Annotated in this window: 20 protein-coding genes; 8 read left to right on the top strand and 12 right to left on the bottom strand. The window is 54.0% G+C overall.

Annotated features, from left to right (window positions below; genetic code table 11):
* From FDW88_RS03920 to FDW88_RS03905, 4 genes are all read right to left on the bottom strand, one after another.
* A partial coding sequence (locus FDW88_RS03920; protein ID WP_137362057.1) for an MFS transporter occupies positions 1-1,203 on the bottom strand: 1,203 nt, incomplete at its 3' end.
* 88 nt (positions 1,204-1,291) lie between these two features.
* Positions 1,292-1,531, bottom strand: a complete 240-nt coding sequence (locus tag FDW88_RS03915; RefSeq protein ID WP_115259550.1) for a DUF2164 domain-containing protein — start codon at positions 1,529-1,531, stop codon at positions 1,292-1,294.
* A 9-nt stretch (positions 1,532-1,540) separates the two neighbouring features.
* On the bottom strand, positions 1,541-2,821 hold the full coding sequence (locus FDW88_RS03910) for a DUF445 domain-containing protein (RefSeq protein ID WP_115259549.1): 1,281 nt from the start codon (positions 2,819-2,821) through the stop codon (positions 1,541-1,543).
* Between the two features lie 75 nt (positions 2,822-2,896).
* On the bottom strand, positions 2,897-3,823 hold the full coding sequence (locus FDW88_RS03905) for a LysR family transcriptional regulator (RefSeq protein ID WP_115259548.1): 927 nt from the start codon (positions 3,821-3,823) through the stop codon (positions 2,897-2,899).
* A 224-nt stretch (positions 3,824-4,047) separates the two neighbouring features.
* Here FDW88_RS03905 and FDW88_RS03900 point away from each other — a divergent pair, with 224 nt between their 5' ends.
* Both FDW88_RS03900 and metC read left to right on the top strand, forming a co-directional pair.
* Positions 4,048-5,280, top strand: coding sequence for a dicarboxylate/amino acid:cation symporter (locus FDW88_RS03900; protein ID WP_137362056.1), 1,233 nt, complete (start codon positions 4,048-4,050; stop codon positions 5,278-5,280).
* Between the two features lie 32 nt (positions 5,281-5,312).
* Positions 5,313-6,503: a cystathionine beta-lyase gene (metC, locus tag FDW88_RS03895; RefSeq protein WP_117342374.1), complete on the top strand. Its 1,191-nt coding sequence runs from the start codon at positions 5,313-5,315 to the stop codon at positions 6,501-6,503.
* A gap of 81 nt (positions 6,504-6,584) precedes the next feature.
* On the opposite strand, the gene mdtM is transcribed toward metC, so the two are convergent.
* Positions 6,585-7,826, bottom strand: coding sequence for a multidrug efflux MFS transporter MdtM (gene mdtM / locus FDW88_RS03890; RefSeq protein WP_137362055.1), 1,242 nt, complete (start codon positions 7,824-7,826; stop codon positions 6,585-6,587).
* Between the two features lie 274 nt (positions 7,827-8,100).
* Here mdtM and FDW88_RS03885 point away from each other — a divergent pair, with 274 nt between their 5' ends.
* Complete coding sequence (locus tag FDW88_RS03885) at positions 8,101-9,051, top strand: Rpn family recombination-promoting nuclease/putative transposase (RefSeq protein ID WP_137362054.1); 951 nt, start codon at positions 8,101-8,103, stop codon at positions 9,049-9,051.
* 26 nt (positions 9,052-9,077) lie between these two features.
* Here the strand turns inward: FDW88_RS03885 and FDW88_RS03880 are convergent, their stop codons facing one another.
* On the bottom strand, positions 9,078-10,490 hold the full coding sequence (locus FDW88_RS03880) for a PLP-dependent aminotransferase family protein (protein WP_137362053.1): 1,413 nt from the start codon (positions 10,488-10,490) through the stop codon (positions 9,078-9,080).
* Positions 10,491-10,666: 176 nt separating this feature from the next.
* On the opposite strand from FDW88_RS03880, the gene FDW88_RS03875 reads away from it, so the two are divergent.
* The 3 genes from FDW88_RS03875 (at position 10,667) to FDW88_RS03865 (ending at position 11,580) form a co-directional block, all read left to right on the top strand.
* On the top strand, positions 10,667-10,831 hold the full coding sequence (locus FDW88_RS03875) for a DUF1127 domain-containing protein (RefSeq protein WP_117342370.1): 165 nt from the start codon (positions 10,667-10,669) through the stop codon (positions 10,829-10,831).
* A gap of 172 nt (positions 10,832-11,003) precedes the next feature.
* Positions 11,004-11,291 (top strand): BrnT family toxin, encoded by a 288-nt coding sequence (locus FDW88_RS03870; RefSeq protein WP_117342369.1) that lies wholly within the window; start codon positions 11,004-11,006, stop codon positions 11,289-11,291.
* Positions 11,278-11,580, top strand: a complete 303-nt coding sequence (locus FDW88_RS03865) for a BrnA antitoxin family protein (protein ID WP_137362052.1) — start codon at positions 11,278-11,280, stop codon at positions 11,578-11,580. The genes FDW88_RS03870 and FDW88_RS03865 overlap by 14 nt, the downstream gene beginning before the upstream one ends.
* Before the next feature lie 109 nt (positions 11,581-11,689).
* Here FDW88_RS03865 and yjiA read toward each other — a convergent pair whose 3' ends face one another.
* The 3 genes from yjiA to btsT all read right to left on the bottom strand — a co-directional run bounded on the left by yjiA (position 11,690) and on the right by btsT (position 15,111).
* Entirely contained in the window at positions 11,690-12,646 is a 957-nt protein-coding gene (gene yjiA / locus FDW88_RS03855; RefSeq protein ID WP_137362051.1) for a GTPase, read from the bottom strand.
* Positions 12,647-12,658: 12 nt separating this feature from the next.
* Positions 12,659-12,853, bottom strand: coding sequence for a YbdD/YjiX family protein (locus FDW88_RS03850; RefSeq protein WP_003830038.1), 195 nt, complete (start codon positions 12,851-12,853; stop codon positions 12,659-12,661).
* Between the two features lie 107 nt (positions 12,854-12,960).
* Positions 12,961-15,111, bottom strand: coding sequence for a pyruvate/proton symporter BtsT (gene btsT / locus FDW88_RS03845; RefSeq protein WP_096758430.1), 2,151 nt, complete (start codon positions 15,109-15,111; stop codon positions 12,961-12,963).
* Positions 15,112-15,475: 364 nt separating this feature from the next.
* Between btsT and tsr the strand changes: the two genes are divergently transcribed.
* Positions 15,476-17,140 (top strand): methyl-accepting chemotaxis protein, encoded by a 1,665-nt coding sequence (gene tsr, locus FDW88_RS03840; RefSeq protein ID WP_115259543.1) that lies wholly within the window; start codon positions 15,476-15,478, stop codon positions 17,138-17,140.
* Positions 17,141-17,222: 82 nt separating this feature from the next.
* Here the strand turns inward: tsr and FDW88_RS03835 are convergent, their stop codons facing one another.
* Both FDW88_RS03835 and FDW88_RS03830 read right to left on the bottom strand, forming a co-directional pair.
* Positions 17,223-18,584, bottom strand: coding sequence for an MFS transporter (locus FDW88_RS03835; RefSeq protein WP_096758428.1), 1,362 nt, complete (start codon positions 18,582-18,584; stop codon positions 17,223-17,225).
* 213 nt (positions 18,585-18,797) lie between these two features.
* A complete protein-coding gene (locus tag FDW88_RS03830) occupies positions 18,798-19,712 on the bottom strand; it encodes a GntR family transcriptional regulator (RefSeq protein ID WP_096758427.1) in 915 nt (304 codons plus the stop codon).
* Positions 19,713-19,849: 137 nt separating this feature from the next.
* Between FDW88_RS03830 and FDW88_RS03825 the strand changes: the two genes are divergently transcribed.
* The gene (locus tag FDW88_RS03825; protein WP_096758426.1) at positions 19,850-20,872 is read left to right on the top strand and encodes a zinc-binding alcohol dehydrogenase family protein; all 1,023 of its coding nucleotides are present in this window, start codon (positions 19,850-19,852) and stop codon (positions 20,870-20,872) included.
* 45 nt (positions 20,873-20,917) lie between these two features.
* Here the strand turns inward: FDW88_RS03825 and opgB are convergent, their stop codons facing one another.
* Positions 20,918-23,209: a phosphatidylglycerol--membrane-oligosaccharide glycerophosphotransferase gene (gene opgB, locus FDW88_RS03820; protein WP_137362050.1), complete on the bottom strand. Its 2,292-nt coding sequence runs from the start codon at positions 23,207-23,209 to the stop codon at positions 20,918-20,920.
* Positions 23,210-23,401: the final 192 nt, after the last annotated feature.

Below are 23,401 nucleotides of genomic sequence, written 5' to 3'. Positions count from 1 at the left end.
TATCAGGAACTTGTTCGCACCTTCCTTAGGTGTAAGAGAACGCTGTTTATAGCATTGTACTGCACTAATCAGTGCAGCAAAAAATAGCGCCGCTGCACCACACAGCGTAGCGTTGATAATGGCGACAGCACCGCTTCCCAGCAGGCTGGTTAATAGCGGCCCGAGAATTTGCCCAATGCCGTACGTCAGCGTCACCAGTCCCAATAGGTTAATGTTTCGCGGCACGCTGAGTTGGCGGGCGAGCGGCATCACCAGTGAGGTGGTTCCCATAAAGGTTGCGCCAAAACCGATACTGCTGAGAACCAGCAGGAACAACGAGTCGCTGGCAAGTGTTAACACCACGCAGGCGCTTTGGGTCAGCAGATTGGCTGTCAGGCATTGCAGGACTCCCCAACGTTTCGCCGCCCATAGCCAGCCGAAACACCCCGGAATGATTGCGATGCCAACCAGCGACCACAGGTGTACGGTCAGCAGTGGCGAACCGGCATTTTTCGCCATCAGCGGCAGGTAAGTGGCGACAATGATGTAGCCAAAACCGGCCAGCCCGTAAAGCAACGCCAGCAGCCACCATGACATCGGTTGATGCGCGGATTTTGCCAGTGGTACGGCGGGCAGCACGCGGTCACGAGAGGGGAGCAGCACGACCAGCAGCAGAAGGAGTAAGCCAGAAAGGACTCCGGCACCCAGCCACAGCGTATGCGATGACAGCGCAAAGCGTAAACCAGCGATGACATACTCATTACCGAGAAAAATGCCGGTCCCGACGCCGGAGAACAGGGCCGCAATCACAAACGGATGACGGGTATGCTGCAGAACCACCATCGAACCAAAGATCATCATACCGGCACTGGCGACACCTGCCAGAAAGCGGATCGCCATCATCAGTGCGGGCTGGGTAAAAAACGCCATCGCCAGGATAAGTCCGGTGGTCGCGAGCGCAGACGCTAATAGCATCGGACGCAGGCGTGAGGGCTGGTGGAACAAGGCGAAGGAAAACAGCAGGCTGCCTGCCAGATACCCGGCGTAGTTGGCGCTGGCAATCCACGAGAGTTGGCTAAAGGTAAACTGACCTTCAGTCAGCAGCACCGGCAGCATTGGCGTATACAGAAAGCGGCCAATCCCCATGCCCAGCGTCAAGACCAGCAGGCCAAACAGCGCGATGCGGATGGAATGATGATTTGAACCAGGACTTCCCTGCGGCATGCAGACGCTCACTTCACGCTGTTATGTGGATATTTGTTATATTACATATGCAAATGATAATTTAAAGTTAAATGATGCGAGGTTACCGTCAGAGGATTTTCTTCAGGTCCATTTCTTCCTGGATCCGTTCGCTGTAGGCGATATGGGTGCGGATCGCCTCTTCAATACCGGCGTTGTAAAACGCAGGTCCCAGTTTTTCGATAATAAAATCAATAAAGAACTCGGCATCGAACTGCTCAAGGTCGAGATCGAAGTGGTCGCTGCAATACGTTTCCAGTTCGTTGCGCAGGCGATCGCGCTCCGCGGATGACAGGGTGATTTCAGCCATTTTTTCTCCTTAAAAATTCGGCAGCGTGAGCAGAGACGGTAGTTGCGACAACAGATATAACACCAGCCCGATAGAACCGCCAACCAGCGTGCCGTTGACGCGAATAAACTGCAAATCTTTGCCGATGTTGAGCTCAATTTGTTGCGACATCTCCCGTGCATCCCAGCTTTTGACGGTGTCGCTGATGTGGCGCGTCAGGAAGGTAGCGAACTCCGGTGCGACTTTTTTCGCAGCCTGCTCCAGGTGTTCATTCAGCGACGCACGCAGGGCACCATCGGCAACCAGCGTTTCGCCAAACCACTGTCCGGCGCTGGCAATGCGTTGTTTCACGCGAGAATCATCGGCGTTAATGTCGGTTTTCACCCACTGACGCAGATCCGCCCACAACTCGCCGAGATAGCGGTTAAAGGCTTCGTCCTCTTTCAGGTAGCTTTTGAGGCTTTCTGCACGTGCGGCCATGTCAGGATCGTGTTTGAGCTTATCGATCAGGTTCAACGTGGCGCGATCGAAGGCGTGGCGGATCTGATGCGCCCGATCGTGACTGATGTCATCCAGCAGGGAGTTGACCGCATCAGAGACCAGCTCGGCGCTGTGTTCACCGAGCCATTCGGTTGGCAGGATCTTCGCTTTGAGCGGATGTTCGGTCTCCAGCCAGCGCACAATCTGCTGGGCGATAAACGCCCGCGAACTGTCGCGCTGTAGCAGGGCGATCAGCTGCGTAATCAGCGTGTCGAGCAGCACCTGGTGGCGGTTGTTTTTGGTCATGCTTTCCAGCATTAATGCGCTAGTGCCGGAGAGATCGACCTTGTCGATAGCCTTATGCACCGCGCGTTTGATCAGCCGCTGGATGCGGGCGTCGTCGGTCAGTTCGAGAAATCCGCTCATGATCTGCAGCAGATGCTGGCCGATGCGCCGGGCATTTTCCGGTTGGCTGAACCAGTTGCCAATGAGCAGCGCCGGTTCATGGCGGCGAATCAGCGCCACCAGTGACTGGGTGTCGAGGAATTTTTCCTGCACGAACTGACCCAGGTTTTCGCCGATGCGGTCTTTATTACGCGGGATAATCGCCGTATGGCGCGAGATAAACGGGATCGGTACCCGGCGAAAAAGCGCGACCACGGCGAACCAGTCCGCCAGCGCACCTACCATCGCCGCTTCGGCAATCGCTTTGATCCCGAGCACCCAGAAGTTGGGTGGCAGAAACAACGTGATGACGAAGGTCGCGGCAGCAATCAGCAGCAGAGAGAGCGCCAGTCGCTTGGCGCGTTTGAGTTCAGCAATTTTATTCATAGACTTAAGGATAGAGCCAGACGGGGGGAACGTGCAAAAATTGTGGCACGCCTCCCATTTTTAGACTGAATGATCTTATCCTGGGATCCAGTTGTCCCACGCGGGTAACGGACCGAGTTCCGCCACCAGAAAATCGATAAACGACCGTACCTTCGGATTACTGTACTTGCTGGGAAAATACAGCGCATACAGGGCGTGGGTTTCACAGGTGATGGTGCCGTCGAGCATCAGCGGCGTGACCTCTTCTTTTTGAATATGATCGCCAATCAGATAGGTGGGTAAATACGCCACGCCCTGATCTTCTAACACCGACTTCAATAACACCAGGCTGCTGTTGGCCTGGATCGGCATATGCAGCTTCAATTGGTGCAAACGATCCTGCTCGTCTGCCACTTTAAGCACTGGCGTGAGGCCGGGGTAAACCAGGCAATCATGATTCACCAAGTCGCTGCGACGCTGGGGCATCCCTTTTTTTGCGAGGTATCCCGGCGACGCGCAGTACGCCCAGCGGATGGGGACCAGTTTACGCATGGCGTAATTCTGCGGCGGCGCGGTGGAGATGCGCAGGGCGATGTCGAAATCGGTTTCGTTCAGATTGACGAAGTTATCGTTGAGATCGATGTACAGATTCACATCCGGGAACTGGGTACGATATTTATCCACCAGGTTTACCAGTCGCGAATAACCAAAGGCAATGGAACAGGTGATGCGTAATTCGCCCTGCGGGCTGTGGTAATAACCGGAGGTAGTATTCAGCGTTTCATCAAACTCTGTCAGTAGCTTATTGGCGCGGTTAAATAAATATTGCCCGGCATCGGTCAGGGTAATACTGCGGGTGGTGCGTTTAATTAACGTTGTCCCCAGCGTGTCTTCCATTGCCGTCAGGCTTTTGCTTACCGCGGAAGGCGAGACGTTGAGCTGTGCGGCGGCCTCCGATAACCCTCCGCAGTCAACGATTTTGACGAAAAATTCCAAATGCTTGAGTGAAATCGGCGTACCCATAATTTCCTTTAATTCACAAGTGATTTGCAAAAACGGTACGAATAGGCCGTTACATTCGCATTTTAAACATGCAACTATTGAATCACAGGAAACAACTCGCTGGCAAAATGAAAAAATAACAGGTTAAGTGAGTTGCATCACAAAATATAAGGAGGCAGGCCAGAAACGCATCAAGTTGTGAATGTAGTCTCATTAAAAATTATATAATTTAAAAGGTACCCATTATGTGGTCACGACTCGAACCCTACAGATCGTCGATTATTTTATTATTTGCTCTGGTTATTGGCGGCTTATTAGGTATTTATGCCCCGACGTTTGCCAGCACACTCCAGCCAGTCGGTCAGATATTCTTAAACCTGTTATTTATGATCATCGTGCCGTTGGTGGGGATCAGCGTCATGTCTTCTATCGCCAGTATGACCGACCTGAAAAGGCTGGGACGCATTATGGCGATTATCTTTATTGTTTCGATCGCGATGGCCTTTATTCCGGCTGCCGGGATTGTGGCGCTGGCGCTATGGTACAACCCGGCGCAGGGCGTCACTATCGATCTCTCGCAGTCCGTGCAGGCGGGCAGTGGCAAGATGGATTTTGTCAGCATGATCACCACCAATGATTTTATCGGACTGTTTTCGAAGTCCAATATTCTGGCGCTGATCGTCATGGCGATCATTGCCGGTGTGGCGATTGGGCAATCAGATCAGGCGGGGAAACGCATTGCGTCACTGCTGGAAGATGCCAATACCGTGATCATGAAGATCGTCTCTATCATTATGAAAGTGGCGCCGATTGGTCTTGGTTGCTATTTCGCTGCGACCATGGCCAGCCAGGATTCCGCGCTGCTGTTAACCTTTGCCCGCGCCATTGGCCTGTTTATGGTCGCCACGCTGGTCTACTTTGTTTTCGGCTCAATTCTCTATTCGTATATTGGCGGCGGTGTTCCGGCGGTCAGAGCCTTCTGGCGTAATGCGATTGAACCTTCCGCCACCGCGCTGGGAACCTGTTCTTCACTGGGCACGTTACCTGTCACGCTGCGCGCCGGTAAGGCGATGGGGATTAACCCGGAAATCGTCGATGTCTCTATTCCGTTATTGGTTAACCTGAACAAAGGCGGCGTGGCGATGATTGCCGCGCTGAAAATTGTCTTTATCTATTCCGTGCTCGGCATGCCGTTCACCACCGAGACCTTCTTCCTGACCATGCTGATTGCCGTGCTCTCGGCCATTATCGTCGGCGGCGTACCGGGCGGCGCGTTTCTGGGTGAGATCTTTATTGTCACCACGCTCGGGTTGCCGATGGAAGCGATCCCGATGCTGGTGGTGCTGGGTACGATTACCGATGCGCCCGCCACGCTTATCAACGTGATCCATGATTTGAACGCGGCACAAATTGTTGAGCGGTTTGCTGGAAAAAAGCAGAACGACGCTGAAATCAACACGACCGCCGCTGCGGTATAGGTTTGCACACGGATTAAGAAACAGGAGATGTTATGAAAGACGCAATGAAGATTGAAACCCAGCTGGTCGTCGCCGGACGTGACAAACGTTACACCCAGGGGGCGGTGAATCCGGTTATCCAACGCGCTTCTTCGCTGGTGTTTGATACCGTGAAGGATAAAAAATTCGCCACCGCCAATCGCGCTAACGGGGAACTGTTTTATGGTCGTCGCGGTACCTATACCCACTTCGCTTTTCAGAAGGCGATGAGCGAGCTGGAAGGCGGTGCGGGCTGTGCGCTGTACCCGTGCGGGGCCGCGGCGGTTACCAATGCGATTCTGGCGTTTGTACAAAGCGGCGATCATATCCTGATGACCGGCGCGGCCTATGAGCCAACCCAGGATTTCTGTAATAAGATCCTGAGTAAATTCAACGTGGAAACCACCTATTACGATCCGCTGATTGGCGCAGGTATCGTCGATTTTCTGCGCCCTGAGACGAAAGTGGTGTTTCTGGAATCGCCCAGTTCAATCACCATGGAAGTCCAGGACGTGCCGGGAATGGTGAAGGCGATCCGCGCAGTGAACCCGGACATCGTCATCATGATCGACAACACCTGGGCGGCGGGCGTGCTGTTTAAGGCGCTGGATTTCGGCGTGGATATTTCCATTCAGGCGGGGACGAAATACACCATTGGTCACTCGGACGGCATGCTGGGCACGGCGGTGTCCAACGCCCGCTGCTGGGATCGTCTGCGTGAGAACTCGTATCTGATGGGGCAAACGCTGGATGCCGACACGGCGTACAACGGCAGCCGCGGACTGCGCACGCTGGCGGTACGTCTGAAACAGCATCAGGAAAGCAGTATCCATATTGCCCGCTGGCTGTCGGCAAGACCGGAGGTGGCGCGGGTGAACCATCCGGCGTTACCGGAGTGTCCGGGCCATGAGTATTTTCAGCGCGACTTTGCCGGTAGCTCGGGCCTGTTCTCGTTTATCCTGAAAAAGCGCCTGACTGATGAACAGATGGCGAATTTCCTCGATAACTTCTCACTGTTCCATATGGCCTATTCGTGGGGCGGATTCGAGTCGCTGATTCTGGCTAACCAGCCGGAGGAGCTGAACAGCATTCGCCCGGCCGGGGATGTCGACTTCAGCGGCACGCTGGTCAGGGTGCATATTGGCCTGGAAGATGTCGGTGATTTGATTGCCGATCTGGACGCCGGGTTCGCGCGTATCGCGTAATGTGATGTGATAAATGCCGGATGCGGTGCCAGCACCTTATCCGGCCTACCACGATGGCGTAGGCCGGATAAGCATGGCAGGTTAGTTTTCCGTGGCTAACGTCGTGGCCTCGTGCTGACGTACCCGCTTCAACAATCCGGCGAGCGTGAATACCACGACAATACCTGCGACAACCGCCAACAGGTGAAACGAAATCCTGCCGCCGTTAAACCACAGCCAGCGCCCAATTTCGACAGAAACCGCCATTACCGTCAGGATCACCATATTCAGCGATGCGGAGACCGTGCCCTTCGGCAGGTTGTTGGAAAACAGCGTAAAACGGAACAGCGTCGGGAAAATCATCCCGATACCAAATGCATACAGACTGGTGCCCAGCACCGACCACAGCCAGACGTGCGGCCAGAGTAAATTGCCACCAATCAGTATCGCCAGCCCGCTCAATTGGACAGGTGCCGCCCGCCAGACAAAGCGCGGCCTTGTCGGGTCCTTCACAAATCGCACCACCACCATATTAGCGACGATAACCGCCCCAAATACTGGAGCCTGCGCCCAGGCAAACTGCGAGGTGGTCATGCCACCCGCGTCGATCAGGATCACCGGCGATACCGCCACCCAGCTCATCATCGGGATGTAGCTCAGCGATAGCGTGGCGGCCCCAAACAGGAACACCCGGTTGCGAAATACATCGCGAAAATCCCGCAGTACGCCGCGTGCGCTGAACGGCACCGAGCCGCGCTGCACCGTTTCCGGCATCGCCAGCAGCAGGCCAATAAAGGCGACCAGGCCCATCGCGGCAATGATGGCAAACAGAACCTTCCAGTGGACAAAGTGCATCAGCGCTGCCCCGGAGAGCGGGCCAATTACCGGTGCCACCAGCACAATGGAGGTGATGATGGCCATCAGCTTGATGGCCTTTGTCTGGCCAAATGCCTCCTGCACCGTGACGTAGCCGACGGTGGCGATAAAGCAGATGCTGGTGCCCTGCACAACGCGTGCAATCAGAAACTGCGTCATTGAGGTGGTGAACAGTGTAGCCGCGCAGGCAAGGGTGAAGATGAGCGCGCCGGTAATTAGCACCGGTCGGCGACCAATTCGATCGGAAAGCGGACCTAACAACCACTGTAGCGCCATCCCACCCGCCAGATACAGGCTAACCGCAGCCGGTGCCAGGCTGACATCGGCGTTGAAATCCCGCACGACATTAATGATGCCGGGTTGGATCAGGTCCGTTGACAGGTAGGCGGCGAAGTCGTACAGAATCAGCGCGATGGGGAAAAACAGCGTCGTGGCGCGTTGCGAGAAAAACGCGAAAATCCGTTGCATAAAACAGCTCCTTGTCGGGAGAAAACCCTCAACGGGAATAGCGAGATCGCACCTCGGGTGGCGTCAGTTGAATGGAAAATAGACATCCGCAGTGTAATGCGAATGGGCGCGTAAGCAAACGCGTTTTTGCGGGGAGTGTTCTGAGAAAATGTCTGCCTTGCAGAGGGCGGTATTTACTGTGGATAGTGCCTCGCAGACATAAAACGTGTTGAATGAGAGTCATAAATTTAACCGTTATAGTCGCGCCATCTTTTTCCTCGGACGATGGATCTCCATGCAAAAAACACCGACCTCAACCCCGCATGATGCGGTCTTTAAAACATTTTTACGTCATCCGGAGACTGCCCGGGATTTTCTACAGATTCATCTCCCTGATGCGTTACGCGAAATATGTGACCTGCAGACACTAAAGCTCGAGTCTGACAGTTTTATTGAGGGGGATTTACGCGCGTATTACTCCGATGTGCTGTGGTCGCTGAAAACGACGGAAGGGGATGGATATATTTACGTAGTGATTGAACATCAGAGTACACCGGATGCGCATATGGCGTTCAGGTTGATGCGCTATGCGATAGCGGCCATGCAAAAACATTTAGATGCCGGACACCCGCAATTACCGCTGGTGGTGCCGATGCTGTTTTATCACGGCGCTAAAAGTCCGTATCCCTGGTCACTGTGCTGGCTGGATGAATTTGCCAATCCAACATTGGCTCGTCGGCTTTATGCCGCAGCGTTTCCGCTGGTCGATATTACAGTTATTCCGGACGATGAGATTGTGCAGCATCGCCGTATGGCGCTGCTGGAATTAATACAAAAACATATCCGTCAGCGCGATCTTATGGGATTGGTCGAGAACATTGTTTCTCTGTTAGTTACCGGGTCCACTAATGACAGCCAGCTCAAGACGCTGTTTAATTATATTTTGCGAACCGGTGATGCACCTCGCTTCAATACGTTTATCAGTGCGATTGCCGAACGTTCACCGCAACATAAGGAGCATTTGATGACGATCGCGGACAGATTGCATGAGGCGGGATTTAAAAAAGGATGGCAGGAAGGCAAACAGGAAGATAAACAGGAAGGTAAACAGGAAGGGCTGATGGAGGGGCGGCGTGATGAAGCATTGCGTATTGCCCGCACCATGTTGACCGACGGTATCGATATCAACACGATACAAAAAATTACCCGACTGTCCGCTGAGGATATCCAGGGTTTAAGCCATTAGATAGAGGCGAAGCCGGGTGTGCCGATTTACTCTATCGCCACCATCACCGCCTCTCCGAGTTTCTGCATCACTTCCCGGTGCTTTTCGTCTGGTGGCAGTGCGCAGTTGATGCGTACGCAGTTGCGATACTTTCCTGACGCCGAGAACAGCGAACCTGGCGCGACCTGGATTTTCAGGCGGCAGAGCTGTTTGGCGACGCAGACCATGTCGACCAGTGGTGGCAATTCGACCCACAGCATAAAGCCGCCTTTTGGTCGGGTGACGCAGATCCCACAGGGGAAGTATTCTCGTACCCAGCAGGTGTAGATTTCCATATTGCGCTGGTAGATCTGGCGCATGCGCCGGACATGGCGATGATAATGACCCTCGCGCACAAAGGTTGCCGCCGCCAGCTGCGTGGCGGGAACGCTGGTGCCGATGACGGCGTATTTCATGTGCAGCAGTTTGTCATGATAGCGACCCGGAACCACCCAACCCACGCGCAGACCCGGTGCCACAGATTTGGTAAATGAGCTGCACAGCAGCACCCGACCGTCGATATCCCAGGAGTGGATCGTGCGCGGGCGCGGATACTCTGTAGCCAGTTCGCCATACACATCATCTTCGAAAATCACAATGTCGTGACGCTGGGCGAGGGCGAGTACCGCTCGCTTGCGGGCATCCGGCATAATAAATCCGAGGGGATTATTGCAGTTGGGAACCAGCAGCACCCCTTTAATCGGCCACTGATCCAGCGCCAGTTCCAGGGCTTCAATACTGATCCCGGTATCCGGATCGGTCGGGATCTCAATCACTTTGATGCCAAGACCGCGTAGCAGCTGCATGGTGCCGTAATAGGCGGGGGATTCCACAGCGACGATATCGCCGCGCTGGCAGACCGTCAGCAGCGCCAGCGACATTCCGCTCTGGCTGCCGCTGGTGATTACGATATCGTCCGCACTGACCACCGAACCGCCGTCCAGCATCAGCCGGGCTATCTGTTGGCGCAGTTCCCGACAGCCGGGCAGCTCGTCGTAACCCAGCACCGCGCGCAGATTATGCTGCGCCACGCGGCTTAACTCGCGCCACAGCGGTTTCAGGCTGGGTTGATTAATATCGGGAACGCCGCTGCTGAAAGGGACGATTGATGTGTCTGCGTGACCTGCCAGCATGTCCAGCACCTGATCCCACTGGGTTATCTTCACCGGACGCTGTACCGGACGCGACATTGGCGGCACCGGCGGCTGTGCTTTACGCGGGGCGACAAAATAGCCAGAGCGCGGCTGCGGGGTGATCAGCTGTCGCTGTTCCAGCATCTGATATGCCTGCTGTACGGTGCTGATGCTGACCCCATGTTCCTGACTCAGGCTGCGCACCGACGGCAGCTTTTCGCCATGGCGATACAGTCCCTGCTCAATGCGTTCGGCCAGCAGACTGGCCAGATATTGGTAACGCGTCATGCTGTATCCCTCATGGGTACCATACAGATCAAAAAACCCGTACAGACTGGCGTGAAAAAGGCGATTCAGGATCCTTTTTAACCAATCTGTATGTTAAATAAAAGTACTTTGTGAATCTGTATTGTATCCCCCTGGATCCGCGAAGATAACGTCTCAGATAAGACGGGGAGGCGGGTATGGAATTTCATGAGAACAGAGCAAAGCAGCCATTTATTGGTTTGGTGCAGGTCTGGAGGGCGATTAAACGCTGGCATCTGCGGGCGCAAACGCGGCGCGTATTGCAACAGATGAGCGATGAGCGGCTAAAGGATGTCGGGCTGCGACGCGATCAGGTGGAGTAATTGTTCTTTCATCGACAGAGGCTGTCAGTGCCGGATGGCGGCGTAACCGCCTTATCCAGCCTACAAAATTTAATCCCTGATCGTCAAGTTGTGAAGCTATTTCCAACAATCCAGGTATAATCGTAAGATAATTGTAGATACATTTTTGTATATACAATTAGGGATAAAATACATGCCAATGGAGTTTGAGTGGGATGCAAACAAGGCACAAAGTAACCACCGTAAACATGGTGTTCGCTTTGAGGACGCGGTACTCGTTTTCGACGATCCCCGGCATTTGTCCAGACAGGATCGTTATGAGAACGGTGAGTACCGGTGGCAGACCATCGGTCTTGTTCATGGCATTGTGGTTATTCTGGTTGCCCATAGCGTTAGGTTTGAAAGTGGCTTTGAAGTCATTCGTATCATCAGTGCCAGAAAGGCAGATCGTAAAGAGAGGAATCGTTATGAGCATGATTAAACATAAACGTGGCAGCGCATCCGCGCTGAGTGCTCAGCATGAGGCGGAACTGAAGGCGCTGGCGAATAAACCGGATGATGATATTGATTACAGAGACATTCCGGTGACCGAAGATGAGCAGTGGTCAGAGGCTAATCGCGGTACGTTTTTCCGTCCGTTGAAAACTCAGGCATCGGTGCGCATTGATGCCGATGTGATGGAGTGGTTAAAGCGTCCCGGGAAGGGTTACCAGACGCGGCTAAATGCTATTTTGCGCGAGGCTATGCTGAGAGAGCAAAACAAGAAATAGCCCTATACCGAGGTTGTGAGTGCCGGATGGCGGCTGCGCCTTATCCGGTCTACGGGAGAAGGCTTTGTAGGCCCGGTAAGCGTAGCGCCACCGGGCAAATCAGCAGGGATTACTTCTTCAAGCCCGCAAATGCCGCCCGAATTTCGTCTTCCGGCAGGTTAATACCGATAAACACCAGCTGGCTGTGCGGCTGTTCGTCGCCCCACGGGCGGTCCCAGTCGGCGCTGTACAGGCGCTGAACGCCCTGGAACAGCAGGCGGTTGGGTTCGCCTTCGATCCACAACATGCCTTTGTAACGCAATAGTTTCTCGGCAGATTCCAGCAGCAGGTTTTCCATCACCCTGGACACGTCGCTGATATTCACCGGGTAATCCAGTTCGACGACGATCGAGGAGATATCGTTTTGTTTGTCGGCGATAAAGTGGAAACGCGGTTTGGCGCTGACCACGTTCTCTTCCAGCATAAAACCGTTGGTGTCGAACAGCTGCGCGAGGTCGATGTCGCCATGAGTGACGGTATACACCGGCGCGCGGGCGTTGATGCGCGCCAGGCGCTCACGCAGTTTCTCGCTTTCACCTGCTACGTCGGTTTTGGTCAGCAGGATGCGGTCGGCGTAGCCAACCTGCGACTGGGCGATGGTGAACTGCTTCATCTGTTCGTCGGCGTGCACCGCGTCAACCAGTGCGATCACGCCGTCCAGCAGGTAGCGTTCGCAAATCACTTCATGGGAGAAAAAGGTCTGAATAATCGGGCCGGGATCGGCCATGCCGGTGCACTCAATCACCAGACGGTCAAAATCGATCGCCCCCTTGTCGAGGTTGTCGAGCAGGTCTAACAAGGCGTCTTCCAGTTCACTGGAGCGGGTGCAGCAGATGCAGCCGTTGGTCAGGGTTTTGATCTGCGTGGCGCGGTCGCCAATTAGCTGATCGTCCACCGAGACTTCGCCGAATTCGTTTTCGATAACGGCAATTTTGTAACCGTGCTGCTCGTTGAGAATATGGCGCAGCAGGGTGGTTTTACCCGCGCCGAGAAAACCGGTGAGTAGGGTGACTGCAATCGGGGTCATTCATTTCTCCTTCTAACAGCAACTGCTTCCGCCGCTACCGTAGCGGGCTTCCTGGCGCTCGCGGAAGAATTCTTCGTAGGTCATGTACGGCTTATCGGGATGGTTGGTCTTCATATGCTCGACGTAGTTGTCGTAGTCCGGAATACCAATCAGCATTTTTGCCGCCTGACCGAGATACTTTTTTGCCTGACCTAAAGTACCAAACATTCTGCCGTCCTGTTAATGAATAAAGCCGGATGGCGGCTTGCGCCTTATCCGGCCTACGTTAACTGCATTCTGTAGGCCGGGATCGCTGCGCGCCTCCCGGCATCAGGTTAGTGGTGTGAAGAGGTCTTCACGCCGCCTTCCGGCACCGGTACATACGGCGTCTCTTTATCAGAGCGGCCGTTGATGGCGCGGGCTTTCTGCCAGGTACGGAACCCGTAGAAAATGATGCTGTACACCACCACCAGGAACAGAATACTCAGGCCTGCGTTGGTGTAGTTGTTGATGACGATATGGTTCATGTTGGCAATCTGCTGCGCGGTCAGTTCACCGCCGTTAGCAATCTTCTCTTTGTACTGACTTGCCATGAAGAAGAAGCCTTCCATCTGCGGGTTGGTGCTGAACAGTTTCAGACCCAGCGCCCAGGTGGTGCAGATCAGCAGCCATACGGCCGGAACCACGGTGACCCAGATGTATTTGGTGCGCTGCATTTTAACCAGTACCACGGTGCCGAGAACCAGCGCCACAGCGGCTAGCATCTGGTTAGAGATACCGAACAGTGGCCACAGGCTCTTCACGCCGCCCAGCGGGTCAACCACGCCTTGATACAGCAAGTAGCCCCACAGGCCTACGCAGCCCGCAGTACCCACAACACCGGCAACCAGGGAGTCGGTTTTCTTCAGGAACGGGACGAAGTTACCCAGCAAATCTTGCAGCATAAAGCGGCCAGAACGGGTACCGGCATCCAGTGCGGTCAGGATGAACAGCGCTTCAAACAGAATACCGAAGTGGTACCAGAAGCCCATGTCAGCCATCGGCAGCACTTTGTGGAACACGTGCGCGATACCGACAGCCAGCGTCGGTGCGCCACCGGCGCGGTTCAGAACGGACGGTTCACCAATGTCTTTCGCGGTTTGCAGGATCTGCTCAGGCGAAATCACGAAGCCCCAGGAGCTGACGGTTGCCGCTGCCTGCGCGGTCACGTCTTTCAGCTGCGCCATAATCAGCGGCGCGTTCTCGCCACCCATTTCATGCAGGTTTGGCATAGTGATGCCAAGGCCCGCAGGCGGGGTGTTCATCGCGAAGTACAGACCCGGTTCGATGATGGAGGCGGCAACCAGCGCCATAATTGCGACGAATGATTCCATCAGCATGGCGCCATAACCAATGAAACGCGCATCGGTTTCACAGGCCAGCAGCTTCGGTGTGGTACCGGAGGCGATCAGCGCGTGGAAGCCAGACACCGCGCCACAGGCGATGGTGATGAACAGGAACGGGAACAGTGCCCCTTTCCACAGCGGACCGGTACCGTCAACGTACTGGGTCATCGCCGGCATTTTCAGCTCTGGGTTCAGGATAACGATACCGACAGCCAGACCAACGATAACGCCGATTTTCAGGAAGGTGGCCAGATAGTCGCGCGGGGCGAGGATCAGCCATACCGGCAGCAGCGCAGAGATAAATGCGTAGCCGATAAGCGTAAAGGTAATGGTGGTGTCTTTAAAGGTCAGTGCCGGGCCCCAGTACGGGTCGTGGGCAATCACGCCGCCGAAGTAAATGGAGGCAACCAACAGAACAATACCAATCACCGACACTTCGCCCACACGTCCCGGGCGCAGGAAGCGCATGTAGATCCCCATGAACAGCGCGATCGGTACGGTTGAGCAGACGGTGAACACACCCCACGGGCTTTCCGCCAGCGCTTTCACCACAATCAGCGCCAGCACTGCCAGGATGATAATCATGATTAAGAAGCAGCCGAACAGCGCGATGGTTCCCGGTACCGGGCCCATCTCTTCTTTGATCATCTCACCGAGAGACGCGCCGTTACGACGAGAAGAGATAAACAGCACCATGAAGTCCTGCACTGCACCGGCCAGCACCACGCCCGCCAGCAACCACAGCGTACCAGGCAGGTAGCCCATTTGCGCGGCCAGTACCGGTCCAACCAGCGGACCTGCCCCGGCGATGGCAGCAAAGTGGTGACCGAACAGGACGTTACGGTTGGTCGGGACGTAGTTCAGACCGTCGTTGTTGATGACCGCTGGCGTGGCACGCGTGGGGTCAAGTTTCATCACTTTCTGGGCGATGTACAGACTGTAGTAACGATAGGCCACCAGATAAACAGAGACAGAGGCGACCACGATCCACAGGGCGCTGATGTGTTCACCCCGACGTAATGCCACTACCGAGAGGCAAAATGCACCGATGATTCCGAGAATCACCCAGGGTATGTGCTTGAATAACTTTTTCGTATCCATAGTAAAACCTGGTATCTAATTAATAATTGGCCGAAGCCGCGTGAGTTTGAGTGTGTGTTTGAGGAGATAAGTTGACTGCTATGTTGGGAGGATCTTGCCAGAGAATTACGCGCGTAAAGTAAGGTAAATATGTGAGTGGTTATATGTCAGCTTAAGCGGTCCCAAGTGTCAGCGAGCGGTTCCGGGGAGCGGTAAATGGGGATGATTATGTGATTGAGATCACTAAAAAACTCTTTTAGAGCCCTTACGGAAGGCGGTATCGACGATTCGTCGATGCTGCGATCGATTCAGGAAGCACGAATTCCGTAAAGTTTTCTCTTTTCAGGCCGAAAATTCTGACATCTGTCTAGCGGAAAGAGAAAACATGTTAAAACGAATGAAGATTGTTACCAGCTTACTGCTGGTATTGGCGCTGTTTGGCCTTTTACAACTGGCCTCGGGCGGGTTGTTCTTTAATTCACTGAAGAATGACAAGGAGAACTTTACCGTTCTGCAAACCATTCGCCAGCAGCAGTCTGCGCTGAACGCGACCTGGGTTGAACTGCTGCAAACGCGAAATACCCTGAACAGGGCAGGGATCCGCTACATGATGGATCAGAGCAATATCGGCAGCGGCGCCACCGTGGCGGAGCTGATGCAGGTGGCGAGCACTGCGCTGAAAATGACTGAGAAAAACTGGGCAACCTATGAATCGCTGCCGCGCGATCCGCGTCAAAGCGAAGCCGCGTTCCAGGAGATCAATCGTACCTATGACATTTACCACGGCGCGCTGGCGGAGCTGATCCAGTTGCTGGGCGACGGCAAGATCAATGCGTTCTTTGATCAGCCGACACAAAGCTATCAGGATGGCTTTGAGAAGCAGTATATGAACTACATGCAGCAGAACGATCGTCTGTATGACATTGCGGTTGAAGATAACAACAGCTCTTACAGCCAGGCGATGTGGGTGCTGGCTTGCGTGCTGATTACCGTGCTGGCGGCCATTATCGCCGTCTGGTTTGGCATTAAGTTCTCGCTGATCGCCCCGATGAACCGCCTGATTGACAGCATTCGTCATATTGCCAGCGGTGACCTGGTGAAGCGCATCGACGTGGAAGGCTCCAACGAGATTGGGCAACTGGCCGAGAGCCTGCGCCACATGCAGAGTGAGTTGATGAGCACCGTGGGTGATGTGCGTAACGGTGCTAACGCCATTTACAGCGGTGCCAGCGAGATTGCGATGGGCAATAACGATCTCTCGTCACGTACTGAGCAGCAGGCGGCTTCGCTGGAAGAAACCGCGGCCAGCATGGAAGAGTTGACGGCAACCGTGAAGCAGAACGCCGAAAACGCCCGTCAGGCCAGCCATCTGGCGCTGAGTGCCTCTGAAACGGCGCAGAAAGGCGGCAAAGTGGTGGATAACGTGGTACAAACCATGCGTGACATTGCCTCCAGTTCGCAGAAAATTGCCGACATTATTAGCGTGATCGACGGTATTGCCTTCCAGACTAACATTCTGGCGTTGAACGCCGCGGTAGAAGCGGCACGCGCAGGTGAGCAGGGCCGTGGATTTGCGGTGGTCGCCGGTGAAGTACGTAACCTGGCCCAGCGCAGTGCGCAGGCCGCGCGCGAGATCAAGAGCCTGATTGAAGACTCGGTCAGCCGCGTGGATGTCGGGTCAACGCTGGTTGAAAGCGCCGGTGAAACCATGGATGAGATCGTCAATGCGGTGACCCGCGTGACCGATATCATGGGGGAAATCGCCTCAGCATCTGACGAGCAGAGCCGCGGTATCGATCAGGTCGGTCTGGCCGTTGCCGAGATGGATCGTGTAACCCAACAGAACGCCTCGCTGGTGGAAGAGTCCGCTGCCGCCGCGGCGGCGTTGGAAGAACAAGCCAGCCGTTTGACCCAGGCCGTTGCCGTGTTCCGTATTCAGCACGATCAAAAGCGTCCGCGTGATGTTGCTGCCGTAAAACCGGCATCGACAACCACCCAGCCGCGTAAAGCCGTGGCGACGGATGCGGGTGAGAACTGGGAAACGTTCTAAGCCTGTGATGCCGGATGGTGCTATTGCTCATCCGGCTTACCGGGAAGGTATGTGTAGCCCGATGCTATCGGGCTACACGTCATTACTCCTGACGCGGGTCGCTAATCGGCTGGCGAACCAGGAAGATATAAGCGAACGCCCCTACCATCGTCACGCAACCACAGATAATCAGCGCCAGACGGAAAGAGTTGGTGGTATCCACGATAAATCCGGTGACAATCGGTGCGAACGACGCACAGATAAAGCTGGCAAAATTCTGAATACTGCCCACGGACGCGGTCATACGGGAAGCCACTGCGACGTGGATCAAACCCCAGCAGGACGTGCCGGCGAAGTGGATGCAGAACAGCGCCATCCCAATCAGTAACACGGCGGCCATTGAGGTTGTCGCCTGCGGTACCACGAAGGTAAATGCAGCAGAGCAGAACATCCCGGCAATGATACAAATCTTACGACTCTTAATCGGCGCCATGCCGCCTTTCACCAGCCAGTCGGTGACAAAACCGTTAATCAGCATGCCAGCTGCGCCAAACAGGAACGGGATCGCGGCCATGAGCCCGGTACTTTTTAAATCCAGGTTATAGGACGTTTGCAGGTAACCCGGCAGCCAGGCCAGATACAACCATGCCGTGTAGTTGATGCCGCTAAAGCCCAGCATCATGCCCCACATGGTACGGTTACGGAACAGGCTGCGCCATTCGGCAAAGCTCAGCGGATCGCGGCGGGCATTGACGCTACCGGCGTTCAGGTACGCTTGTTCGGTGGCGCTCAGTTCAATCTGCTCGCGGTTGCGATACAGCATGTACCAGCCGATGGCGAGGAAAATACCCAGTACGCCGATAGTGATAAACATCCAGCGCCAGCCCATCACCAGCATCATCGCGGCCAGAATCGGCGGGCTAATGGCGACACCAATCGTTGAGGCTGCGTTGAATAATCCCATCGGGCGGCCGCGTTCTTTAATGTTAAACCAGTCGTTGATCACCTTCACGCCGCACGGGTTCATTGGCGCTTCACCAATCCCCATCCCGATACGTACCAGCACAAACTGAGTGAAGGTATGTACCATGCCGGACATCGCCTGAAACAGCGACCAGAAAAACATGCCTAGCCCCAGCATAATGCGCGGGCCTTTGCGATCCAGCAGCGGACCGCAGGGCAGTTGCGCAATACCGTAAGCGAGAGAGAACACGGACAGCAGGATGCCGATTTCGGTTGCGCTGAGTCCCAGTTCTTCACGAATTGTCAGGTTAGCTACTGACAGTGAACTGCGGTCGAGATAATTAATGACCGCCGCAAAAAATAATAAAATCATTGCTGTGGTCTGAATACGTTTTATTCGACTGCTGCGTTGCACCATGCCGTCTGGCGGGACATTAATATCCGCAGATGACGAGGTGCCAAACGAAGAACTCGGGTCGAGGGTAATATTATTTTTTTCCACGCCGGACTCCTGAACCTCAATAATTTATTTTTACACGGTGCCAGACCGTGCTGTATTGAAAAATACCAGTGATAAATCACGTTATTCATCACCGCTCACGAAATTTTTTTAATGCAGTCGACTTAGCGTGAGCATAGGCAAGAGGTTTTTTCTGGCGTTTTTATTTTTATAAAATCGTGCTCCCGGTAGTGGTTTGCTGTTTTTTATCCGTTCTTAATGGGTGCTGTCACTGGTTTGATTGATAGAGCGAATCATCGATTGTTTGGCTGAATTCAAATGGTTACAGAGTGCCAGGGTGGCATCCAGGTCGCTGCGGCAGATCAGCGCGCTGAGAATGGTCATATGCTCATCGATGGCAATGATGTTGCGCTGCTTGAGGTCGCTTTCGTCCCACTGATAGTGGAAGTGGAAAATCACAGAAATTATCTCAAGTGACTGATTGAAAAAGATATTATCAGCAGCGGAAAGCAGCAGGGCGTGGAACTCGCGGTCTAACTGCGAGAACATACGAAAGCTACTGCCAATGCTGTCGCGCAGCATCCGGTGGCGCTCGAGCAGCGTTTTGGCCTGTAGCCAGCGCGGGTCGTTGTCGGGCAGATTCAGGAAATGTTGCAAAGAATGCGTTTCCAGCATTTCGCGCAGTTCGAACAGTTGTTCGGCATAGGCCTGGTCGAACTGCTTCATGCTCCACTGACCGCGTTTTTCGTTTTTAATCAGGTTGTAACGTTCGAATTTTAAAAGGTATTCCCGCACAACGACCGGGCTGACGCCCGCTGCTCTGGCAAGCTGCAGCTCGGAGAACGTTTCGCCTGCGCGCAACTGGCGCTGGTTAATCATAGTGAAAAAGGCCTGTTCAAAAATACGATTTTGCTCAGCCATGGAGGCCGTAGTGCAATCAAAACCGTCGTCATGATCCGGTTTGCGTACGATTACGTAGTGGCTACCCACCTGAGTCAGCACACCGCATTCAGCTAAATGGCCCAGCATATGGCGCACGGTGGTGCGGCTGATGTTGTACATCTCTGCCAGCGCGCTTTGCGAAGGAAGTGGGGAAGGAATATGACCCCGCGCCATATCATCAATTATCTGGTTAATCACATTGTGGCGTAGATTCTGTGAACGGCTCATGGCGTCTCCTTTTTACCTATTAAAACCCGATTTAAAACATTTTTATGCGTTGGGTTTCACAGATTATGTTTCTGCTTGCGCCAGTATTTTTATTTTCATCGATATCTGAGGCAACAAAAAAACAGGAGAGCAGAATCATGTCTACGATGAATACACTGATTTGCCAGGAACCCAAAAAATTAGTCTGGAAAGAACGTGATATACCTATTCCGGGTAATGGCGAAGCATTAATAAAAATAAAGTCTGTCGGGATTTGTGGGACCGATATTCATGCATGGGGTGGCAATCAACCTTTTTTCAGCTATCCACGCGTATTAGGCCATGAAATATGTGGGGAAGTTGTCAGTCTGGGGCGGAATATACAAAATCTGGAAATAGGCCAGCAGGTTGCGGTTATTCCTTACGTTGCGTGCCAACAGTGCCCGGCGTGCCAGAGCGGGCGCACCAACTGCTGCGAGAAGATTTCGGTGATTGGCGTGCACCAGGATGGGGGCTTCAGCGAATACCTGTCCGTGCCGGAGACCAACTTGCTGGATGCGCAGGGCATTGATCCGCAGGCGGCGGCGCTGATCGAACCGTATGCCATCAGTGCGCATGCTGTGCGTCGGGCTGCCGTGGTGCCTGGCGAGCAGGTGCTGGTGGTGGGAGCGGGGCCGATTGGTCTTGGCGCAGCGGCGATTGCCAAAGCCGATGGTGCGCAGGTGGTGGTGGCGGATACCAGCCCCGCCAGGCGGGAGCATGTAGTCTCCCGCTTAGGATTACCGGTTATCGATCCCTCTGCTGAGGATTTTGACGCGCAGCTACGCGCGCAGTTTGACGGTTCTCTGGCGCAAAAAGTGATTGATGCGACGGGGAATCAGCATGCAATGAACAACACGGTGAATTTGATTCGTCACGGCGGCAGCATTGTGTTTGTTGGGCTGTTCAAAGGTGATTTGCAGTTTTCTGACCCAGAATTCCACAAGAAAGAAACCACCATGATGGGCAGTCGCAACGCCACGCCGGAAGACTTTGCCAAAGTCGGTCGCCTGATGTCGGAAGGTAAGCTGACGGCGGACATGATGCTGACTCACCGTTACGCGTTTGCCACGCTTGCAGAGATCTACGAGCGGGATGTGATCAACAACCGTGAACTGATTAAGGGCGTGATCACCTTCTGATAAGGTTGCCATGCAGCGCCCGGAGGTGTGTTGGGCGCTGTTTTTTTATCCTTGCAGGTCCACGATTTTGATTTCAACCATTCCGATCCCCAGCTTACGCGGAGAGTGGCCCAGAATGTTGCCCTCGTTGGTAGCGACGGGATCGGGTGGGATAATGACCAGCGTGTCGGCGTCTGCTGGGTTATCAAAATGCAGCGTGGTGGTGCTGACGTCATGGCTTAACACCAGCGTTTGTTCCTCGTTGCCGATGCGTACCGGGATGGGACGATTGGCGTTGTCACCGAACGCTTTGGCAGTGATCACCAGATCGAATTTCTTCGGTAACGGGGCGTTGTATTCGATCTTTACCTCGTCACTCAGCTGCGCGTTGGACCAGCGCCCCCAGGATTCGGGGCGCGAAATCCCGCTAAATTGTTTCACCTCTTCTGGCGCGCCGGCCACGTTAAAGACGAAGCTGTCGGCCTTGTAGCGAATATCGTTATCAACAATTTTCAGCGTATCGACGTTACCTTTGTAGCGCTCCATGTCGATCACCGTGTCTTTAAACGCGGTTTTACCTTGCCATTTGGCTTTATCGACGTGTTGTACAATTTGCTGCCCGCCCAGTTGCCCTTGTGATACACACCAGTCGGTGGAGAGCGCCAGTTCCGGTGCCCACAGCTGGGCCATTTTGTAGCAGCGGTCTATCCAGACAAAGTTATCGCGCGGGGCGAAATCCGCCAGCTGGAAGCGCAGCGGGGCAGAGTATTCACTTTCCGGCAGTGGCTCAACGCGTTGCTCCGACACGCGCAGCAGCAGCGGCAGGCGGAAGTGACTGCCGGAGAACGCGATCATGCTTTTGTCCGTGTCGACGGTGAATGCTTTCATCTCTTTGGGGAAATTCCACAGGCGAATAATATCGGGCTTCCAGGCCAGCATTTTCTCTTTGATGTTCAGGAATACTTCTGACACGGACTCGCTCGACAAGCTACTGCGTCCTAGACCGATAAAGTTATCGCCGCCGAGAATATCCAGGACGGTCGCGCCGTTATCCATCGTGTTGCGTTTCACCGCCAGCGTATCCTGCTGCGGCTTGTCGCCGCGTAGCACGAAGAACAGGTTGTTGCGATCCTGCTTGTTCAGGTATTTCCAGGCGGTGTTGTTCATCGCCAGATGATCGGAGGACACTACAATAACGGTATCTTTAAACCACGGTGACGCTTTGATCTTATTAATAAACGCGGCAATGTTTTCCTGACTACAGCTGACTGCGCTAAATGACTGATTGGCTTTGCCATCGATGTCATAGCGTTTGCGGTTGCAGGTGCGCGAAATAAATCCATCCGGGTGATGAGTATCGACCGTCAGGGTAAACAGTGAAAAACGTTGACCAGACTGTGAAAGCTCTTCGAATTTTTTCCACGCTTCATCGAGGACGGTATCGTCGTAAAAGCCCCAGTCATTACGATAGGCCGGGTCCGCTACTACGCCTTTTAACTCTTCAGCGCCGTACAGATGATCAAAACCATGGGATTTCAGGAACACGTCTTTCCCGGCAAAGCGCAGATTTGCGCCCTGTACAAAGACGTTTTGATAGCCGGAGTTCTTCAGGATGTCGCCCAGGCAAATATTGTTTGGGAAGAAGCTGGAAACTGATGCCGAGGCGTTACCTTCAAACGGGGCAAACAGCGGAATGCCGCACTGTGAAGCGACCATGCCGGCGATGGTGTAATCCGTTCCCGGCAGCTGCATAGTATTGCTGAAATCCATCCCTTCGTTTTTTAATGCCCCGAGCTCCGGGGTCAGATCCGGGAATGCATCATTGTTAAAATAGGTGCGCTCCAGGCTTTCGCCGTAGATATATACCAGGTTCAGCTTCGGGTTGGGAATGGTTTTTGACGGCTCTTTGTAATACGCCGCAAAATCCGGGTCGCCATCGCGCGACTGGGATTTCACCAGTTCGGTTATCTGATGAAACGCCGGGCTGGCATCCACCGACGCCAGCGCCAGCAGCAGAGCCAGCAGGCTGTAACCCACGTGATGAGGATGGTGGCGACGACGGCGAAGCACCCAACCCAGCGCGCCAAACACGGTGGCCAGCGCCAGTGCAATCCCAATGCCGGGCAGAACATATTTGCCAAGGCCCGCGCCGGTCAGACTGTTGGTCAACGTGTACAGAACTGCGTCGTTGATGCCGTCGCCGGTGAAATAGTCGCTGGCATACAGCGTGATATTCAGGACAATAAAAATCCCCAGCACCGTTAACGTGGCAGCAAACCACCAGGTGTTGCGACCCGCTTTCCAAGCGTAAATCAACACCGACGCGAGAAACAGAGTGATGGAGAATAATTCAGACAACGGACGATCCTCAGTAAGCCGGGTAAATACCTGGCAGGCTAATCATTTCTGGAAAGTACAATGTAATAGCGTTGTTACATTGCTGCAATTGTAGTGACATTTAATTACGTTGTTATTCAGAATTGGTTTAGATATGCAGGGTGTTGAAGGGGATTACTGATTATTTTGAGGAATGTTTGCGGGACATAAATT

Origin of the sequence: Citrobacter sp. wls829 (genome assembly GCF_005280825.1) — a bacterium.
Classification (GTDB): domain Bacteria; phylum Pseudomonadota; class Gammaproteobacteria; order Enterobacterales; family Enterobacteriaceae; genus Citrobacter; species Citrobacter gillenii.
The sequence above is the reverse complement of the archived record's forward strand: the minus strand, read 5'-3'. Positions and strand labels throughout refer to the sequence as shown.

Bases quoted from the DNA above. Each gene is read 5' to 3' on its own strand.
- FDW88_RS03915 (WP_115259550.1), bottom strand. From the start codon at position 1,531: ATGGCTGAAATCACCCTGTCATCCGCGGAGCGCGATCGCCTGCGCAAC.
- FDW88_RS03910 (WP_115259549.1), bottom strand. From the start codon at position 2,821: ATGAATAAAATTGCTGAACTCAAACGCGCCAAGCGACTGGCGCTCTCT.
- FDW88_RS03905 (WP_115259548.1), bottom strand. From the start codon at position 3,823: ATGGGTACGCCGATTTCACTCAAGCATTTGGAATTTTTCGTCAAAATC.
- FDW88_RS03900 (WP_137362056.1), top strand. From the start codon at position 4,048: ATGTGGTCACGACTCGAACCCTACAGATCGTCGATTATTTTATTATTT.
- metC (WP_117342374.1), top strand. From the start codon at position 5,313: ATGAAAGACGCAATGAAGATTGAAACCCAGCTGGTCGTCGCCGGACGT.
- mdtM (WP_137362055.1), bottom strand. From the start codon at position 7,826: ATGCAACGGATTTTCGCGTTTTTCTCGCAACGCGCCACGACGCTGTTT.
- FDW88_RS03885 (WP_137362054.1), top strand. From the start codon at position 8,101: ATGCAAAAAACACCGACCTCAACCCCGCATGATGCGGTCTTTAAAACA.
- FDW88_RS03880 (WP_137362053.1), bottom strand. From the start codon at position 10,490: ATGACGCGTTACCAATATCTGGCCAGTCTGCTGGCCGAACGCATTGAG.
- FDW88_RS03875 (WP_117342370.1), top strand. From the start codon at position 10,667: ATGGAATTTCATGAGAACAGAGCAAAGCAGCCATTTATTGGTTTGGTG.
- FDW88_RS03870 (WP_117342369.1), top strand. From the start codon at position 11,004: ATGCCAATGGAGTTTGAGTGGGATGCAAACAAGGCACAAAGTAACCAC.
- FDW88_RS03865 (WP_137362052.1), top strand. From the start codon at position 11,278: ATGAGCATGATTAAACATAAACGTGGCAGCGCATCCGCGCTGAGTGCT.
- yjiA (WP_137362051.1), bottom strand. From the start codon at position 12,646: ATGACCCCGATTGCAGTCACCCTACTCACCGGTTTTCTCGGCGCGGGT.
- FDW88_RS03850 (WP_003830038.1), bottom strand. From the start codon at position 12,853: ATGTTTGGTACTTTAGGTCAGGCAAAAAAGTATCTCGGTCAGGCGGCA.
- btsT (WP_096758430.1), bottom strand. From the start codon at position 15,111: ATGGATACGAAAAAGTTATTCAAGCACATACCCTGGGTGATTCTCGGA.
- tsr (WP_115259543.1), top strand. From the start codon at position 15,476: ATGTTAAAACGAATGAAGATTGTTACCAGCTTACTGCTGGTATTGGCG.
- FDW88_RS03830 (WP_096758427.1), bottom strand. From the start codon at position 19,712: ATGAGCCGTTCACAGAATCTACGCCACAATGTGATTAACCAGATAATT.
- FDW88_RS03825 (WP_096758426.1), top strand. From the start codon at position 19,850: ATGTCTACGATGAATACACTGATTTGCCAGGAACCCAAAAAATTAGTC.